Annotated in this window: 12 protein-coding genes and 1 pseudogene; 6 read left to right on the top strand and 7 right to left on the bottom strand. The window is 75.6% G+C overall.

Annotated features, from left to right (window positions below; translation table 11 throughout):
• The 3 genes and pseudogenes from ACFVVL_RS34385 to ACFVVL_RS34395 all read right to left on the bottom strand — a co-directional run.
• Positions 1–173 (bottom strand): annotated as a pseudogene (locus tag ACFVVL_RS34385) (allophanate hydrolase subunit 2 family protein); the annotation flags it as partial.
• 384 nt (positions 174–557) lie between these two features.
• Positions 558–1,199, bottom strand: coding sequence for a 5-oxoprolinase subunit PxpB (gene pxpB, locus ACFVVL_RS34390; RefSeq protein ID WP_387682342.1), 642 nt, complete (start codon positions 1,197–1,199; stop codon positions 558–560).
• Complete coding sequence (locus tag ACFVVL_RS34395) at positions 1,196–1,972, bottom strand: LamB/YcsF family protein (RefSeq protein ID WP_380292197.1); 777 nt, start codon at positions 1,970–1,972, stop codon at positions 1,196–1,198. Before ACFVVL_RS34395 ends, pxpB begins: the two co-directional genes overlap by 4 nt.
• A gap of 502 nt (positions 1,973–2,474) precedes the next feature.
• Between ACFVVL_RS34395 and ACFVVL_RS34400 the strand changes: the two genes are divergently transcribed.
• The 4 genes from ACFVVL_RS34400 (at position 2,475) to ACFVVL_RS34415 (ending at position 10,406) form a co-directional block, all read left to right on the top strand.
• Complete coding sequence (locus ACFVVL_RS34400) at positions 2,475–4,010, top strand: hypothetical protein (protein ID WP_380292217.1); 1,536 nt, start codon at positions 2,475–2,477, stop codon at positions 4,008–4,010.
• Positions 4,011–4,077: 67 nt separating this feature from the next.
• Entirely contained in the window at positions 4,078–4,953 is an 876-nt protein-coding gene (locus tag ACFVVL_RS34405) for a hypothetical protein (RefSeq protein WP_387682345.1), read from the top strand.
• A gap of 85 nt (positions 4,954–5,038) precedes the next feature.
• Positions 5,039–9,622 carry a hypothetical protein gene (locus ACFVVL_RS34410; RefSeq protein WP_387682348.1) on the top strand — a complete coding sequence of 1,528 codons (4,584 nt, stop codon included), beginning with the start codon at positions 5,039–5,041 and terminating at the stop codon, positions 9,620–9,622.
• A gap of 19 nt (positions 9,623–9,641) precedes the next feature.
• Positions 9,642–10,406, top strand: coding sequence for a metallophosphoesterase (locus tag ACFVVL_RS34415; protein WP_387682350.1), 765 nt, complete (start codon positions 9,642–9,644; stop codon positions 10,404–10,406).
• Here ACFVVL_RS34415 and ACFVVL_RS34420 read toward each other — a convergent pair.
• Together ACFVVL_RS34420 and ACFVVL_RS34425 are read right to left on the bottom strand one after the other, a co-directional pair.
• Positions 10,382–10,828, bottom strand: a complete 447-nt coding sequence (locus ACFVVL_RS34420; protein WP_387682353.1) for a hypothetical protein — start codon at positions 10,826–10,828, stop codon at positions 10,382–10,384. The two genes, ACFVVL_RS34415 and ACFVVL_RS34420, sit on opposite strands and share 25 nt — an antisense overlap.
• 180 nt (positions 10,829–11,008) lie before the next feature.
• On the bottom strand, positions 11,009–11,704 hold the full coding sequence (locus ACFVVL_RS34425; RefSeq protein WP_380292207.1) for a FadR/GntR family transcriptional regulator: 696 nt from the start codon (positions 11,702–11,704) through the stop codon (positions 11,009–11,011).
• Between the two features lie 199 nt (positions 11,705–11,903).
• Here ACFVVL_RS34425 and ACFVVL_RS34430 point away from each other — a divergent pair, with 199 nt between their 5' ends.
• A complete protein-coding gene (locus tag ACFVVL_RS34430; protein WP_387682356.1) occupies positions 11,904–12,458 on the top strand; it encodes a gluconokinase in 555 nt (184 codons plus the stop codon).
• Entirely contained in the window at positions 12,455–13,855 is a 1,401-nt protein-coding gene (locus tag ACFVVL_RS34435; RefSeq protein ID WP_387682359.1) for a GntP family permease, read from the top strand. The genes ACFVVL_RS34430 and ACFVVL_RS34435 overlap by 4 nt, the downstream gene beginning before the upstream one ends.
• Before the next feature lie 301 nt (positions 13,856–14,156).
• Here the strand turns inward: ACFVVL_RS34435 and ACFVVL_RS34440 are convergent, their stop codons facing one another.
• Both ACFVVL_RS34440 and glpK read right to left on the bottom strand, forming a co-directional pair.
• Positions 14,157–15,752 (bottom strand): glycerol-3-phosphate dehydrogenase/oxidase, encoded by a 1,596-nt coding sequence (locus ACFVVL_RS34440; RefSeq protein ID WP_380296934.1) that lies wholly within the window; start codon positions 15,750–15,752, stop codon positions 14,157–14,159.
• A gap of 146 nt (positions 15,753–15,898) precedes the next feature.
• Positions 15,899–17,419: a glycerol kinase GlpK gene (gene glpK / locus ACFVVL_RS34445; RefSeq protein WP_380296932.1), complete on the bottom strand. Its 1,521-nt coding sequence runs from the start codon at positions 17,417–17,419 to the stop codon at positions 15,899–15,901.
• Positions 17,420–17,488: the final 69 nt, after the last annotated feature.

Here is a 17,488-nt window from a genome sequence, read left to right on the forward strand (position 1 = left end):
GCGGCGTTGGTGGTGGTGTCGGGTTCGTTGCCCACGAGTCGGTTGCCGGCTTGCAGGGCGGGTTGGTCCAGTGCGCCTGCGCGTGGCACTCCGAGGTGTGCGACTCCGTGTCGTCCCAGGTCCTGCACCGTGCTCAGCGGTCCGGACCGGGTCACGGTCATCGCGTCAGGCATGTGGTGCCTCCGGCCGTCGGTGGGCGGGGTGGGCGGCGGTCCGCGTCGTGGCGTGGGCCATGCCGCTCCTCCGGCCGTCCGTTCCCGGGGCGGGTGCGGCGCGGTCGACGGCCGCCGTCGCGGTCGGCCGCTCGCCGTGCCGGTTCGACGTGCGCCCTCGGCCGCTTCCACGATCACCGCGTCCATCGCCGCGCCCCTCCGGGAGGATCTCGCGCGCGGGCAGCCAGCGGGCTCCCGCCGCGGCCGTCGGCGGCGTCGTGCCGGTCCCGTCCTGCCGCCGTGCGGGCGCCGCGTCGTCGGGCCGGGCTGTCCTCGCCGCGCGACGGCCGGTGCACGCGGCCGGCCCGGCCGCCGGGCGGCGGCTGCGGCGGCCCGCCGCGTCCGTCACGGCGTGTCCCCCCGGAGCGGGGTGAAGCGGACGCGGGTGCCCGGGGCGAGGAGGGCGGGCGGGGTGCGGGTGGCGTCCCAGAGGGGGAGGGCGGTGCGGCCGAGGAGTTGCCAGCCGCCGGGGGAGGGGTGCGGGTAGACGCCGGTGTAGGGGCCGGCCAGGGCCACCGAGCCCGCCGGGACGCTGCTGCGCGGGGTGGCGCGGCGCGGCACCTCGTACCGCGCGGGCAGGCCGGTGAGGTAGCCGAAGCCGGGTGCGAAGCCGCAGAACGCCACGACGTACTCGGGTTCCGCATGGATCCGGACGGCCGCCTCGGGGGAGACGCCCCAGAGGCGGGCGACCTCGGGCAGGTCGGCGCCGTCGTAGACGGTCGGCACCTCGACGAGCGGGCCGGAGGCGGCGGACGCCGGGCCCGGGCGGGCCGCCCGCAGCACCCGGGCCAGCGCGTCGACGTCCGCCACGCCGTCCAGCAGGACGGTCCGGGCGGCGGGCACGATCTCCCCGACGGGCGGCAGGTCGCCGGACGCCTGCCGTGCGCGCAGCCAGCCGTAGAAGGCGGTGACCGCGGCGGTGTCCGCGAGCTCCACCAGCAGCGCGTGCTCGCCCACCGGGCGGACGACCGCCGCCGGCCCGGTCATGTGAACGCCTCCACCCGGACACCGGCCGAGGCGAGCGCGCCGCGGATGCGCCAGGCGAGCTGGGCGGCGCCGGGGGTGTCGCCGTGGACGCACAGCGAGCGCGCCTCGACGGCGATCGGCTCGCCGCCGACGGCCTCCACCGAGCCGTCGCGGGCGATGCCCACGGCGCGGGTGATGACCTTCTCGGGGTCGTGGATGACGGCGTCGGGTTCGCGGCGCGGCACGAGCGTGCCGGCCCAGGTGTAGGCGCGGTCGGCGAAGGCCTCGGTGACCACCGGCAGGCCGACGTCCGCGGCGACCGTCAGCAGCCGGGAGGACGGCAGGCCGAGCACCGGCAGCGGGCCCTCGCCGACCGCGCCGGAGCGCAGGATCCCGGCGACCACCGCCTCCGCCTGCTCGGCGTCGGCGACGACCCGGTTGTAGAGGGCGCCGTGCGGCTTGACGTAGGAGACCCGGGAGCCGGCGGCGCGGGCGAAGACCTGCAGGGCGCCGATCTGGTACGCGATCTCGTCGGCCAGTTCGTCGGGCGGCACGTCCATCGCCCGGCGGCCGAAGCCCGCGAGGTCCCGGTAGGAGACCTGGGCGCCGATCCGGACGCCGCGCTCGGCGGCCAGCGCGCAGACCCGGCGCATGGTGGAGGGGTCCCCGGCGTGGAAGCCGCAGGCGACGTTGGCGCTGGTGACGACGGAGAGCAGGGCCTCGTCGTCGGTCAGCGTCCAGCGTCCGAACCCCTCGCCGAGGTCCGCATTGAGATCGATCACCGCATCGGCCACGCCGGTCCGCCTTCCAGCAGCTGTTGAGCCAGATGGTAGGGCCTGGCCCGGGGCCCGCCCCGCGCCGCTGGTCCGTCCGGCTGCGGAGGGCGGGTCGTGCCGCCCGCCGGCCGGCCGTCGCGTCCGGACGGCGCCCGGCCCGCCCGACCAGCGGCCGCGGCGCGCGCGGCCCGACCGGCGGCGGGACGACGCCCGCCACACCGAACGACATGTCGACAAACCGCCAATGGGGTGGGATTCCCCGCAGCGGCCCGCGGATCGGCGCGGGCGGGGCGATCCCGGCACGGGCGGGGCGATCCCGGGACGGGCGAGCCCCGTCCGGCGGACCGCCCGGACGTCGCGCACCGGCCCCCGGCCGGGTCCGCCCCGCACCGCCGCCGGGAAGCCCGGCCCCATGAGTACACGCGTTCGATCCGCCGCGAACGGGCGCCGGCCACCTGTCCGTAAGGTCCGTTTCGGTCGATGTCGGCCCCTGCCTCTAGTCTTGTCCCCCGTGACCCTCATCGCCGACCAGCCCACCGAGCACGGCCCCCGGCCGCCCGCCGGCTCCGCCGTCGCCGCCGCGCGGCCCGCGCCGGGCCCCGCCGCCGACGAGGGCCTGGCCCGCCGGCTCAAGGCGCTGGCCTGCACCGCCCCGCTGCACGACCTGGACAGCCGCAAGGTGATGCTGGCCGGCGAGTACGGCGGCTACGCGATGGCCGAGGTCGGGCTCGCCGCGATCGACCTGGTCACCCTCAACATGGACTTCGACACCGGGGCCGACCGCGAGCTGGTGCTCGCCCGGCTGCTGCCCCGGGTCGCCGCGCAGGCGCCCGGCCGCTCCGCCGCCGAGCACCAGCGGGTCGGCCGCTGGGTGCTGGAGTCGCTGATCAACGTCGGCAGCGTCGACCGCGGCTTCCGCGCCGTCTACGGCACCTTCAGCGCCGAGGGCGAGTACGTCCGCCGCGACTACGACTTCAAACTGATCGAGGAGGTCCCGGGCCCCGACGGCGGCGTCTACCTGCGCACCACCGACGAGGCGGTCAACGTCCTGGTCGGCGCCCTCGACACCGACGTCACCTCGGCCCAGATCGCCGCCGAGGTCAAGCTGGAGGTGCTGATCCGGCGCGGCCGCCTGGCCGACGCCCAGCTCGCCGCCGAGCAGGCCCGCTACCGCACCGTCCAGTACGCCGAGACGCTGCGCCGCGCCCTGGAGGCCACCCGCCGCAATGTGCGGGCCGTCGACTGGATGCGGGCCATCCCGGACCTCATCGACGAGGCGCTCGACCACATCGCCGACCGCTACCGGCACGAGAACGCGATCCTCACCAACATCCGCAAGGCCCGCGACGAGGCCGAGGAGCCGGAGCACAAGCGCCGCGCCGCCGAACTGGTCGACATCGTCAAGGACTGCATCCGCCGTCACACCCAGCTGCAGACCCGCCTCCTGGAGGCCGGCCCGCTGTTCCGCGCCGAACAGGACCGGCAGGCCTTCGCCACCCCCGGCGCGAGCAGCGGCATCGACCTCTACGGCCAGCTGCTCGCCCCGGTGCTGCGGCTGCCGATAGCGCAGGCCGTCCACCCCACCGGCGCGTTCTTCGCCCGCGGCACCGGCCTGCGCACCCCCGTCTCGGTCCGCGTCGCCGACCTGGTGGACCTGCTGCTCACCCCGCCGGTCGAGCGCGAGCACCTCGGCGCCGAACTGCCCGACCCGGACCTCGTCGCCACCCCCGACGACAGCCGGTTCTCCGAGGCCCAGCTGGAAGCGGCCCTCGACCTGCTCGACCTGCCCGCCGACGCGCCCCGCCGGCTCTCCGGCCTGCTCGCCGAGGCCCGCACGCAGGACCCGGAACTCCCGTACCTGGTCGCCCTGCTGGCCGTGCACGCGGCCAGCCCGCCGGTCGGCACCGCCTACCGGCAGGGCGAGGAACGGCTGCTGTTCGCCGTCGACGACGGAACCCCGCTGCGCGACCCGGAGTTCGGCGGCGCCGACCTCATCGTCGGCAGCGCCCTGCTCGACGCCGCCGGCATGGCCGCCGACCGCAAGGACGCCGGCTGACCCCCGGCCGCCCCGGCCCGACCACCCCCACCCGCACCCCCCGCAACGCCCCCGAGGAGCACCGCCCGTGACGACCCACACCGACACGTCCTGGGCACCCGAGACCGAACCGGCCGCCCCCGCGCCGATCACCCCGGCCGACGTCGCCGACGCCGCCCGGCTGGTCTCCTTCGGCCTCCAGGCCAAGCTGCTCCCCGCCCGCGACGCCGAGTACGCCGAACTGGTCCGCCGCCACCGCGAGGACCCGCCCTTCGCCCGCCTCGCCGACGCCGTCGCCACCGGCATGGGCCTGGTCGTCCTGGAGGTCTCCCCACGCGCCGGCATGGCCGTCGCCGCCGCCGAGGACTCCGTCTTCGCCGTCCGGATGGGCGACTACTCGCGCCGCGCCGCCTCCGAGTCCACCGACCGCTTCCTGCACGGCCTCGCCCACCTGGCCGTCGCCGCGATGGCCTTCCCCCGCCCCGAGGACCTCGCCGACGACGGCTACCTCGGCCGGATCACCGTCAACGGCGTCGACTCCTTCGTCCGCCAGGCCTGCCGCCGCCTGGAGGAGCAGGCCACCGCCGACGGCGACAACACCGACCCGCAGAGCGACGCCCCCGGCCTGGAGGCCGCCTGGCGGGTCTGGGCCCGGCGCACCGCCACCGGCGCCACCAAGGACGCCCGCCGGCTCTCCGGCTCCACCACCGGCATCGTGGCGAAGGCGGTGCTGTTCCTGGTCGACTCCGGCTTCCTGCAGAAGGTCTCGGACGACGCCGGCGGCACCTACCGCACCACCGCCCGCTACCAGCTCCAGGTCCGCGACCTGGCCGGCACCGCCGCCATGGCCGAACTGCTCGACCTCGGCGTGGTCCCGGTCTCCGACGGCACGGCCTCCCTGCTGCCCCCGGACACCGGGGACGACCTGGTCGCCGACGCCGGCCTGCCGTTCCACTCCCTCTGACCGGACCGCGTCCGCCGGCGCCCCCGCGCCCCGCCGGCACCCCCGCACCCCTCCGACCCACCCGCCTCCTGGAGAACCGCCGCACATGTACGAGCTCAACCGGGTCCGCCTGTACTCGATCGGACCGGCCGGCGCCCGCTACGCCGACACGGTGCTCGACCTGCGCGGCGTCGGCGAGCCCGTCGCCGATCCGGTGCCCCAGCAGATCGGCCTGTTCGGCGAGGAGGGCGACGGCCCGGTCCGCCGCCCCGCCCCGGCCGGCGTGCTCTTCCTGGAGAACGGCGGCGGCAAGTCCGTCCTGCTCAAGCTGATCTTCTCGGTCATGCTCCCCGGCCACCGCAACACCCTCGGCGGCGCCAGCTCCGGCGTGCTGCGCAAGTTCCTGCTCGCCGACGACTGCGGCCACGTCGCCCTGGAGTGGCAGCACACCGTCACCGGTGAGCTGATCGTGGTCGGCAAGGTCAGCGAGTGGCGCGGCCGTCAGGTCTCCTCCGACCCGCGCAAGTTCGCCGAGACCTGGTACTCCTTCCGCCCCGGCCCCGGCCTCACCCTCGACTCCCTGCCGGTCGCCGAACGGGTCAGCCTGGCCGGCGACCAGAAGGCCCGCGGCCGCCGCCGCACCATGAAGGGCTTCCGCGACGCCCTCACCGAGGCCGGCAAGGCCCACCCGCACCTCGACCTGGTCTTCGAGGACGGCCACGACCGCTGGACCGAACACCTCGGCGAGCTCGGCCTCGACCCCGAACTCTTCCGCTACCAGCGCGAGATGAACGCCGACGAGGGCGAGGCGGCCGGCCTCTTCGCGGTCAAGCAGGACAAGGACTTCACCGACCTGCTGCTGCGCGCCGTCACCGACACCCGGGACACCGACGGCCTCGCCGACCTCGTCCACGGCTTCGCCGCGAAGCTCGGCCTGCGCTCCGAACTCACCGCCGAACGCGACTTCACCGCCGGCTCCCTGGAACTCCTGGAACGGATCGCCGAGGCCACGACCGCCCGCGAGACCGTCCGCGAGGCCCACCGCACCGCCGAACGCCGCACCCGCCGGCTCGCCCACGCCCTCGCCTCCCGCGCCGCCGCCGAACGCGACCGCGCCGAGGACCTCGCCGTCGAGGTCGCCGCCGCCGCGAGCGCCGTCACCGCCGCCGAGACCGACCGCACCCGCCACACCCTGATCGCCGCCGAACTCACCCACCGGCACGCCTCGCTGGCCCTGGCCGCCGCCACCACCGAGGCCGCCGCCCTGCGCCGCGAACTCACCGACGCCCGCACCCTGCACTCCGCCTGGCAGGCCGCCGAGGCCGTGCTGCGCCACCGCGCCGCCGCCGACCGGGTGAGCCGGGTCGCCGCCGCGATCCGCGAGGCCGAGCTGGATGCCGCCCCCGCGCTCGCCGCCCGCGCCCGCGCCGCCACCGCCCTCGCCCGCGCCCTGGAGGGCGCCGCCGCGGCCGCCGAGGACCGCGCCGACACCGAGGAGCAGCGCGCCGCCGAACTCCAGGCCGACGGCTCCAAGGCCCAGAGCGACGCCACCGAGGCCGCCACCGCCGGCCAGAAGGCCCGCAGCGAGGCCGAGCACCTGCGCCAGCGCCTCGCCGAGGTCGAGCAGGAGACCGCCGCCGCCGTCGAGGCCGGCTTCATCGACACCGACGGCGACGTCGACCCGGCCCGCGCCGCCCTGCACGCCGCCGACGTCGAGAAGGCCGCCGCGGCCGCCCTGGGCCAGGCCCGCACCGCCGCCGAGGCCGCCGCCGCCCGGCTGCGCGAGGCCGCCGCCGCCACCGGCCGCGCCGAACTCGCCGCCGCCCGCGCCACCGACGCCCGCAAGTCCGCCGCCCGGGCGCTCGCCACCGAGCAGCGCACCGCCGCGCTGCTCGCCACCGAGACCCGGCTCGCCGACCTGCTCTCGCTCACCCCCGCGCCCCCCGACTGGAGCGAGGACGGACCGGGCGCCGAGGAGGACGCCGGCTTCCTCACCCCCGCCGTCCTCGACCGCAACGCCGAGTACCTGCGCGAACTCCTCGACGAGGCCATCGCCACCGCCGAACGCACCCTGTTCGACCTGCGCACCGCCGCCGCCGACGACTCCCGGATCCTGGCCGCGCTCGGCGACGGCGGCCTGCTGCCGCCCGGCCCGGACGTCCTCGCCACCGTCGAGTACCTCGCCGAGCACGGCATCCCCGCGCTGCCCGGCTGGCGCTACCTCGCCCAGTCCGTCGACCCGGCCGACCACGAGGCGATCCTCGCCGCCCGCCCCGAACTCGTCGACGGCGTCGTCGTCACCGACCCGCAGTCCCTCGACCGGGCCCGCGAGGCGCTGCGCGCCGCCGCCCTGCTGCCCCGCTCCACCGTCGCCGTCGGCGCCGCCGCCTCGCTGATCGCCCCGATCACCGACGAACCCGCGTTCTTCCTGGTGCCGCCGAACCCGGCCATGCACGACGAGTCCGCCGCCGACGACGAGCGCCGCGAACTGCGCGCCCGCGCCACCGCCCGCGAGGAGCACATCCGCGAACTCGCCGCCCGCCTCGGCGGCGACCGCGCGCTCGCCGCCCGCCTCGCCTCCTGGCACGCCAGCTGCCCGCCCGGCACCCTCGCCGAACTCGCCGGCGCCGCCGAGGCCGCCCGCGAGCACGCCGAGCAGGCCGCCGCCGCCCTGGCCACCCTGCGCGCCGAGCACGACGAGGCCGAGACCGACCACGCCGCCGCCGCCTCGGCCCACGAGGAGCACCGGGAGGTCGCCCAGCGCGCCCGCCGCCGCGCCGACGCCCTCTCCGGCCTCGCCTTCCGGCTGCGCGAGCGGGCCAACTGGAGCCGGCGCCAGCGCGAACTCGCCGAGGACGCCGCCGAGTGCGACCGCCGCCAGGCCGTCTGCGCCGAACGCGCCCGGACCTGCGACGAGGACCGCCGCGCCGCCCAGCGCGCCGCCGACGACGCCCGCCGGACCGCCCGCACCCTGCGCGCCGAGCGCGCCGAGATCTCCGCCGCCGAGCAGTCCGACGAGCCCGCCGAGGCCGCCCCCGCGGCGCTGCCCGCCCTGCGCGAGGCCTACCGCTCCGCCTCCCAGCTCTACGAGAAGGTCGGCGTCGGCGCCGACCTGCGCGCCGAACAGGCCCGCGCCGAGGGCGACGAGGCCGCCGCCGCGGCCGAACTCGACCGCCTCACCAACAAGGTCCGCACCCGCGCCGAGGAACTGCTCAACAGCCCCGACGGCGCCGACGGCCCGGCCCGCCAGGCCGCCGCCGCCCGCGCCGAGGAACTCGTCGCCACCATCGAGGCCCGCGCCGCGGCCGCCAGCGAGCAGCTCGGCCGGCTGCGCGGCGAGGCCGAACGCTCCGCCCCCGCCGACGGCGAGGCGCACACCGAGCTGCCCGAGGAGCTCGTCCCCACCGACCCCGAGCACGCGCAGACCCTGCTGCGCAGCGCCACCAGCCGGCTCGCCGAGCGCCGCGAGGCCGTCGACGCCGCCCGTACCGCGCACGCCGACCTCCAGCGCACCTTCGACACCGCCCAGGCCGCCGCCGCCGACTTCGACGAGCACGCCGGCCAGCTGCGCGACGGCCTGCGCGAGCAGCAGGACGACACCGAGGCCCCGGCCGAGCCGTACCTCGGCTCGCTGGCCGACGCCCGCACCGCCGCCGCCGAGGCCCGCCGCGCCCTGCGCACCGCCGCCGGCGAGCTGTCCTCCGCCGAACTCGCCGTCCGGGACGCCTCGGACGCGCTGGTCCGGCACGCCAACGCGGCCCGCTACGAGGCCGTCCGCACCCCGGCCCGCCAGCAGATCCGCGAGCTGCCCGCCTCCGCGCTGCCCGACCACGCCGCCAACTGGGCCGCCGCCTTCGCGCCCCGGCTGCGGGTGCTCACCGACGAACTCGCCCAGCTGGAGCGCAACCGCGGCTCGATCGTCGACCGGCTGCGCGGACTGGTCGAGTCCTCGCTGACCACCCTGCGCGCGGCGCAGCGGCTCTCCCGGCTGCCCGAGGGCCTGGGGGAGTGGTCGGGCCAGGAGTTCCTGCGGATCCGCTTCGAGGACCCGGACCACGCGAGCCTGGTCGAGCGCCTCGGCGAGGTCATCGACGAGGCCACCCGCGCCGCCGTCCGCAAGAACAGCGACCTGCGCCGCGACGGCATGTCGCTGCTGCTGCGCGGGGTCGCCGCCGCGATCGGTCCGAAGGGCGTGACGGTCGAGATCCTCAAGCCGGACGCGGTGCTGCGCGCCGAGCGGGTGAGCGTCGGGCAGATGTCCGACGTGTTCTCCGGCGGCCAGCTGCTGACCGCGGCCATCGCGCTCTACTGCACGATGGCCGCGCTGCGCGCCAACGACCGGGGCCAGTCCCAGCTGCGGCACGCGGGCACGCTGTTCCTGGACAACCCGATCGGCCGCGCCAACGCCACCTACCTGCTGGAGCTCCAGCGCGCGGTGGCGGACGCCCTCGGTGTCCAGCTGATCTACACCACCGGCCTGTTCGACACCACCGCGCTCGCCGAGTTCCCGCTGGTCATCCGGCTGCGCAACGACGCCGACCTGCGGGCCGGCCTCAAGTACATCTCGGTGGAGGAGCACCTGCGGCCGGGCCTGCCCGCCCCGCAGGACCCGGACGGCCCGGCCGTCCACGGCGAGATCACCGCCACCCGGATGTTCAAGCGCCCGGCGGAGGTTCCGGCCCCGCAGTGACCGCCGTAGCGTGGGGTCCATGCTGACGATCGCTCACTTCAGTGACATCCACCTGGGCCAGGACCACCACGGTGACGCGGGGGAGCGCGCCCGGCGGCGGGCCGAGCAGGTGGTGGCGTACCTCGACGCCCTGCCCGGCCCGCTGGACGCGGTGCTGGTCACCGGGGACCTCGCCGACCACGGGCTGCCCGCCGAGTACCGGGAGGTCGCCAAGGTGCTGGCCTCCCGGCACCCGGTGCTGCTCTGCCCCGGCAACCACGACGTGCGCGAGCCGTACCGGGAGGTGCTGCTCGGCGAGGCGCCGTCCGGCGGGCCGGTCAACCGGCTGCACACGCTGCCCGGCGCGGACGTGCTGATGCTGGACTCCTCGATCCCCGGCCGGCACGACGGCCTGCTGGACGAGGAGACCCTCGGCTGGCTGGACCGCACGCTCGCCGAAGGCCCGGCGGACCGCCCGGCGGTGGTGGCCTTCCACCACCCGCCGGTGATCCTGCACCTGCCGTACGTGGACCCGATCCGGCAGTTCGGCGAGGACCGGCTGGCCGAGGTGCTGGACCGCCATCCGCGGGTGCGGGCGCTGCTCTGCGGCCACGCGCACACCGGGGCGGCCACCGGTTTCGCGGGGCGGCCGCTGCTGGTGGCGCCGGGCGTGGTCTCCACGGTCACGCTGCCGTTCGAGGGCACGCCGGAGATCACCTTCGAGCAGCCGCCGCTGATCGCCTTCCACCTGCTGGGCGACGACGGCCGGCTCACCACCCACTACCGCGTGGTGAGCCCCGCCTGACGCGGCGCCGGGCCGCCGGGGTAGGGCGGCCCGGCCGGCGGCTGGTAGGGCTGCTGCGGCGGGCGGGGGCGCGGCGGGTACTGCTGCTGGTGGGGCGGGCGCGGCTGCTGGGGCCGCGGCGGGTACTGCGGCGGGCGGGCCGTCGGCACGCGGCTGCCCGCCATCGGCGAGGCCGAGTTGGGCGCGCGCATCCGCTGCGCGGCGACCTGGCGGGAGATCAGGATCTCCAGCAGGCACCACATCGTTCCGAACACCCCCACCCCCATCGCCATCAGGGCCGGCGTCATCAGCCAGCTGTCGGCGTACGAGGACAGCGTCGCCACCACGATGCCCACCATGGTGAAGGCGAGGCAGAGCACCGCGCGGACGACGGCCCTGCGGACCTCGTCGGGAAGACGGCGGCGACGGCGGGCGGTTGGCATCGGGCGACCCCCAGGCGCGGACGGGTGGCGGACACGGGCGGGGCGGGCGCCGAGTCTACGCCCCCGCGCTCCACTCTGCCCCCTCGTACCCGGACTATGCGCGCGAATCCCCCGAACCGACACCAAATCGTGTGATCCGGCCCGGACCGTGTCGAACGTCCCGGCGAATTCCGAGCGCCGTCAGCCGAGTTGCTCGTCCAGCTCGGCCAGGGCGCCCTCGACGATGGTCCGCATCGCCTGCTCGGCCCGCTCCGGGTCCCCCGCGCAGACCGCCTCGGCGACCTCGCGGTGCAGCCGGATCGCGTACGGCTCCGGCTGATGGGGCATCAGATGGTACTCGGTCCGGCCGGTCAGCACCGCGCCGACGGTCTCCCGGAGGTGGGCGAACATCTCGTTGCGCGAGGCCCGCAGCACGGTGGCGTGGAACTCGATGTCGTGCCGCAGGAAGGTGTCCAGGTCGGCGGCGCGCGCGGTCATCGTCAACTCGACCGCCAGCGCGCTGAGCCGGCGCCGCTCGTCGTCGGTGGCGTGCCGGGCCGCGAGCGCGGCGGCGGCCGGTTCCACGGCGACCCGCAGCGAGCCGAGCGAGCGCAGCTGGGCGGGCCGGTCGGCGCCGGCCAAGCGCCAGCGGATCACCATCGGGTCGAAGACGTCCCAGTCGGCCCTGGGCTGCACGGTGATGCCGACCCGGCGGCGGGAGGCCACCAGGCGCATCCCCTCCAGGATCCGGACCGCCTCGCGGACCACCGTCCGGGAGACCCCGAACCGCTCCTCCAGCTCCTCGGCGCGCAGCACCGTGCCCTCGGGGACCTCCCCGGACGCGATGGCCGGCCCCAGTTCCGCGAGCAGTCGGCCGGGCAGCCCCTGGATCTCCATCCCGCCAGCCTAGACCTCGCCGGTCCGCCCGGTGCCGCCACCCCGGCCGCCCCCGGTTGCGTCCGGATCCGCCGGGTATCCGGGGGTCCGTCCCGACCCCGAGCGATCGGAATAAAAGTATGACGATTTGGTTTCCGACCCTTGAATACGTCATATCTTTGAGGCGATAGTGGCGCCAGGCAACGAAGGAGCACCACCCATGGCTCTCAGCGTCGAGAACCACGACACCCCCCACCCGCCCCTCACCATCGTGGTGATGGGCGTCTCGGGTGTCGGCAAGACCACCCTGGCCCGCCTGCTGGCCGACCGGCTCGGACTCCCCTTCGCGGAGGCGGACGACTTCCACCCGCCGGCCAACATCGCGAAGATGTCGGCCGGCGTCCCGCTGGACGACCGCGACCGCGAGCCCTGGCTGCGCGCCATCGGCGCCTGGCTGAAGGAGCGCACCGAGGCCGGCAGCGGAGGCGTGGTCACCTGCTCGGCGCTCAAGCACGGCTACCGCGACCTGCTGCGCGAGGCCTGCCCGGACGCCTGGTTCCTGCACCTCAGCGGCCGGACCGAGCTGGTCGAGGACCGGCTCGCCCACCGCAGCGGCCACTTCATGCCGCCGTCGCTGCTCGGCTCCCAGTACGCCGCCCTGGAACCCCTCGGTCCGGAGGAGCGCGGCGCCGTGCTGGACGTCGGGCCGACCCCCGAAGAACTCGTCGAGAAGGCCGTAGCCCTGCTGCGGCCCGTCAATGGAGACCTCGCGTGACCCCGTCCCCCACCCTCACCGTGCTCGCGGCCGCCCCACCGGCCCTCCCGCACACCGGCAGCGACACCCAGCTGCTGATCGCGGTGCTGCTCAGCATCGGCGCCATCGTGCTGCTGATCACCAAGCTCAAGCTGCACCCGTTCCTCGCCCTGACCCTCGGCTCGGGCCTGCTGGCCGCCGTCGCGGGCGCGCCGTTCGACAAGCTGCTCGCCAGCTTCTCCACCGGCTTCGGCTCCACCGTCGCGGGCGTCGGCCTGCTGATCGGCCTCGGCGCGATGCTCGGCAAGCTGCTCGCCGACTCGGGCGGCGCCAACATCATCGCGGACACCGTGCTGTCCCGCTCCGGCCCGCGGGCGCTGCCCTGGGCGATGGCGCTGATCGCCGCCGTGCTCGGCCTGCCGCTGTTCTTCGAGGTCGGCGTGGTGCTGCTGATCCCGATCGTGCTGCTGGTCGCCCGCCGCGGCAACGTCCCGCTGATGCGCGTCGGCATCCCGGCGCTGGCGGGCCTGTCCGTGCTGCACGGCCTGGTGCCCCCGCACCCCGGTCCGCTGGTCGCCGTCGACGCCCTCAAGGCGGACCTCGGCATCACCCTGGCGCTCGGCCTGCTGATCGCCGTCCCGACGCTGATCGTCGCCGGTCCGGTGTTCGCCCGCTTCGCCGAGCGCTGGGTCGGCCCGCTGGAGGTCCCGAAGCCGGCCACCCCGGTGGAGACGGCCGAGCGCGAGCACACCCCGTCCTTCGGCGCCGTGCTGGTGACCATCCTGCTGCCGGTCATCCTGATGCTCGGCAAGGCACTGGCGGACGTCGTGATCGACGACCCCAAGGCGATGCCGCAGCGGGTCTTCGACTTCATCGGCTCCCCGCTGATCGCCCTGCTCGCCGCGACCCTGCTCGGCATGATCACCCTGGGCCGGGCCGCCGGGTTCGACAAGGCCCGGATCTCCGACACCGTCGGCAAGTCGCTCGCCCCGATCGCCGGCATCGTCTTCATCGTCGGCGCGGGCGGCGGCTTCAAGCAGACCCTGATCGACGTGGGCGTCGGCAACGCGGTCAGCGAGTGGTCGTCCAAGTGGCACATCTCGGCGCTGCTGCTCGGCTGGCTGATCGCGGTGCTGATCCGGCTCGCCACCGGCTCGGCGACGGTCGCCACCATCACCGCGGCCGGCATCGTCGGCCCGCTGGCGGCGGACATGTCCTCCACCCACGCGGCCCTGCTGGTGCTGGCCATCGGCGCCGGCTCGCTGTTCCTGTCGCACGTCAACGACGCCGGCTTCTGGCTGGTGAAGGAGTACTTCGGGATGAGCGTCGGCCAGACGCTCAAGTCCTGGTCGGTGATGGAGACGGTGATCTCGGTGGTCGCGATCGCCCTGATCATGCCGCTCAGCCTGGTGATCTAGCTCCCGCGGCACGCGGAATGGGCGGGCGCTCCCTCGGGGAGCGCCCGCCCGTTCGTCGTTCCCGGGGCGCGGTCCGGCCGGCCGGACCCGTCGCCGGCCGGCCCCGGGCGGTCGTCGTCCCGGGTGCCCTCACGGCCCGGGGCCGGCCGATCCACCGGACACGCCCCCCGGGCAGGCACGCACGGGCGCGCACGCCCCCGGGCGGGCACGCGGGCGGGCGCACACGCCCCCGGGCGCACACGCCGACGGGCGGGCACCCCCAGCCCTGGGGTGCCCGCCCGCCGCGTACCGGTGTGCGCGCCTACTTGGTTCCGCGCTCGGCGAGGAAGGCCTCGACCTCGGCCCGGACCTCCGGGGTGTCCAGGCCGCGCACGGTCATCGTGGTGCGGCGGCGCAGCACGTCGTCCGCGGTGTACGCCCACTCGTGGTCGGCCGCGTAGGCGACCTGCGCCCAGACGTCCGGGCCGTCCTCGTGGATCGGCCGGCCGAGCTCCGGGTTCTCGTCGATCATCCGGGCGATGTCGAAGGACAGCGTGCCGTAGTGGCCGGCCAGGTGCTTGGCGACCAGCGGCTCCATCCGCGAGCCCGGCTCGCGGTCGATCAGCAGGCGGTGCGCCACCGCGTTCGGCGCGCCGACGCCCGGCAGCGGGACGGTCGGGGCGATCGGGGAGATGTCCTCGCCGAGCGAGGTGCCGGGCACGTGGGCCAGCTTCTCCAGCACGGTGCGCCCGATGTGGCGGTAGGTGGTCCACTTGCCGCCGGCGACCGACAGCATGCCGCCCTTGCCCTCGGTGACGACCGTCTCGCGCTTGGCGGCGGCGGTGTCGCCCGGGCCGCCGGGCAGCACCCGCAGGCCGGCGAAGGTGTAGGTGATCAGGTCGCGGTCGAGGTGCTCGTCGCGGATCGCGTGCCCGGCCTCGCCGAGGATCTGGTCGACGTCCGCCTCGGTGGCCCGGACGTCCTTGGGGTCGCCGGTGTACTCCTCGTCGGTGGTGCCGAGCAGGACGTGGTCCTCCCACGGGATGGCGAAGGAGACGCGGTACTTGTCGATCGGGATGGTCAGCGCGGCGCGCCACGGCGAGCGGCGCTTGACCACCACGTGGGCGCCCTTGGACAGCCGGATCGACGGCGCGGCGCCGGCGTCCTCCATCCGGCGCAGGTGGTCCACCCACGGGCCGGTGGCGTTCAGCACCAGGCGCGCGTCGACGCCGAACTCGGTGCCGTCCATGCGGTCCTTCAGCTCGGCGCCGGTGACCCGGCCGCCGGTGAAGCGCAGGCCGGTGACCTCGGCGTGGTTGAGCACGACCGCACCGGCCTCGACGGCGGCGCGCACCGTCATCACGGCGACGCGCGAGTCGTTCATCTGGTGGTCGCCGTAGACGGCCACCGAGCGCAGGCCCTCGGTGCGCAGCGCGGGCACCTGCTGGGCGGCGTGCGCGGCGGTGGAGACCCGGCCCATGCCGTCGCGGAAGGCGGAGAGCGCCGAGTACAGGAACACGCCGGCGCCCAGCTTGGGCGCGCTGTGCGGGCCGCCCTTGTAGACCGGCACGAAGAAGGTCAGCGGGTTGACCAGGTGCGGGGCGACGTCGGTGGAGAGCGCGCGGCGCTCCTTGTGGTTCTCGGCGACCAGCTTGACCGCGCCGGTCTGCAGGTAGCGCAGACCGCCGTGGACCAGCTTCGAGGAGGCGCTGGAGGTGGCGCCGGCGAAGTCGCCGGCGTCGACCATGGCGACCTTCAGGCCGGCCTGGGACGCGGTCCAGGCGACGGCGGTGCCGAGGATGCCGCCCCCGATCACCAGCAGGTCGTAGGTGGCCTTGCCGAGCAGCTCGCGGGTCTCGGCGCGGGTGGCGGTGCGGCCGGCGGTCAGCTCGGCGCCCAGGGTCGGGATGGTTGCCATGGTGTGTGTACGGCGCGCGGGTCGGGCGGCGCCGTTACTCCTCTCGGTGTGCGTACGGCCCCTGCGGCGAGGCCGGTCGGCCCGGTGCGGCGGGCCGGTGGAACGGGACGGGCCGGCCGGGGCAGGTGCCCCGGCCGGCGTCGCGGTCAGTCGGTCTCTTCCTCCTCCACCCAGCCCATGGTGCGCTCGACGGCCTTGAGCCACTTCTTGTACTCGCGCTCCCGGGTGGCCTCGTCCATCCGCGGGGTCCACTCGGCGGCGCGGTGCCAGTTGGCCCGCAGGGTGTCCAGGTCGGGCCAGAAGCCGACCGCGAGACCGGCCGCGTAGGCGGCGCCGAGGGCGGTGGTCTCGGCCACGTACGGGCGCTCGACCGGGGCGTCCAGGACGTCGGCGATGTTCTGCATGAGCAGGTTGTTGCTGGTCATGCCGCCGTCGACCTTGAGGGCGGTGAGCTCGACCCCGGAGTCCTTCTGCATGGCGTCGACGACCTCGCGGGTCTGCCAGGCGGTGGCCTCCAGGACGGCCCGGGCGAGGTGGCCCTTGGTGACGTACCGGGTGAGGCCGGCGATCACGCCGCGGGCGTCGGAGCGCCAGTACGGGGCGAACAGGCCGGAGAAGGCCGGGACGAAGTAGGCGCCGCCGTTGTCCTCGACCGTGTTGGCCAGGGTCTCGATCTCGGCGGCGGTGGAGATGATGCCGAGCTGGTCGCGCAGCCACTGGACGAGCGAGCCGGTGACGGCGATCGAGCCCTCCAGGGCGTAGACCGGCTTCTGGTCGCCGATCCGGTAGCCGACCGTGGTCAGCAGCCCGTGGTAGGAGTTGACGACCTTCTCGCCGGTGTTGAGCAGCAGGAAGGTGCCGGTGCCGTAGGTGGACTTCGCCTCGCCCTCGTCGAAGCAGGTCTGGCCGAACAGCGCGGCCTGCTGGTCACCGAGCGCGGCGGCGACCGGCACGCCCGCCAGGTCGCCGACGGCCTCGCCGTACACCTCGGCGGAGGAGCGGATCTCCGGCAGGACGGCCATCGGCACGCCCATCGACTCGGCGATCTTCTCGTCCCACTGCAGGGTGTGCAGGTTCATCAGCATGGTGCGGCTGGCGTTGGTCACGTCCGTGACGTGCTTGCCGCCGTCGACACCGCCGGTGAGGTTCCAGATGACCCAGGTGTCCATGGTGCCGAAGAGGATGTCCCCGGCCTCGGCGCGCTCGCGCAGGCCCTCGACGTTGTCCAGCAGCCAGCGGATCTTCGGGCCGGCGAAGTAGCTGGCCAGCGGGAGGCCGGTCTCGCGGCGGAAGCGGTCCTGGCCGACGTTGCGGCCCAGCTCGCGGCAGAGGCCCTCGGTGCGGGTGTCCTGCCACACCAGTGCGTTGTGCACCGGCTCACCGGTGTGGCGGTCCCACAGGACGGTGGTCTCGCGCTGGTTGGTGATGCCGATCGCGCGGATGTCGTCCCTGGTCAGGCCGGCCTTCTCCAGCGCACCGCGGACGACCGACTGCACCCGGGTCCAGATCTCGGTGGCGTCGTGCTCGACGTAGCCGGGCTGGGGGAAGATCTGCCGATGCTCCTGCTGGTCGACGGCGACGATGCGGCCGTCGGCGCCGAAGATGATGCAGCGGCTGGAGGTGGTGCCCTGGTCGATCGCGGCGATGTAGTTGCCAGTGGAGGTCATGAGGGTCCTCGGCTCGGGTCTCTGGGGGTTTGCGGGGTGGGTGGGCCTGACTCCGTGGTCAGTCCCCGT

It is taken from the genome of Kitasatospora sp. NPDC058115, assembly GCF_042884635.1.
Classification (GTDB): Bacteria; Actinomycetota; Actinomycetes; order Streptomycetales; family Streptomycetaceae; genus Kitasatospora.

What these genes read in the sequence shown, in the direction of transcription:
- pxpB (WP_387682342.1), bottom strand. Translation starts at nt 1,199, where the DNA reads ATGACCGGGCCGGCGGCGGTCGTCCGCCCGGTGGGCGAGCACGCGCTG.
- ACFVVL_RS34410 (WP_387682348.1), top strand. Translation starts at nt 5,039, where the DNA reads ATGTACGAGCTCAACCGGGTCCGCCTGTACTCGATCGGACCGGCCGGC.
- ACFVVL_RS34415 (WP_387682350.1), top strand. Translation starts at nt 9,642, where the DNA reads ATGCTGACGATCGCTCACTTCAGTGACATCCACCTGGGCCAGGACCAC.
- ACFVVL_RS34420 (WP_387682353.1), bottom strand. Translation starts at nt 10,828, where the DNA reads ATGCCAACCGCCCGCCGTCGCCGCCGTCTTCCCGACGAGGTCCGCAGG.
- ACFVVL_RS34425 (WP_380292207.1), bottom strand. Translation starts at nt 11,704, where the DNA reads ATGGAGATCCAGGGGCTGCCCGGCCGACTGCTCGCGGAACTGGGGCCG.
- ACFVVL_RS34430 (WP_387682356.1), top strand. Translation starts at nt 11,904, where the DNA reads ATGGCTCTCAGCGTCGAGAACCACGACACCCCCCACCCGCCCCTCACC.
- ACFVVL_RS34440 (WP_380296934.1), bottom strand. Translation starts at nt 15,752, where the DNA reads ATGGCAACCATCCCGACCCTGGGCGCCGAGCTGACCGCCGGCCGCACC.
- glpK (WP_380296932.1), bottom strand. Translation starts at nt 17,419, where the DNA reads ATGACCTCCACTGGCAACTACATCGCCGCGATCGACCAGGGCACCACC.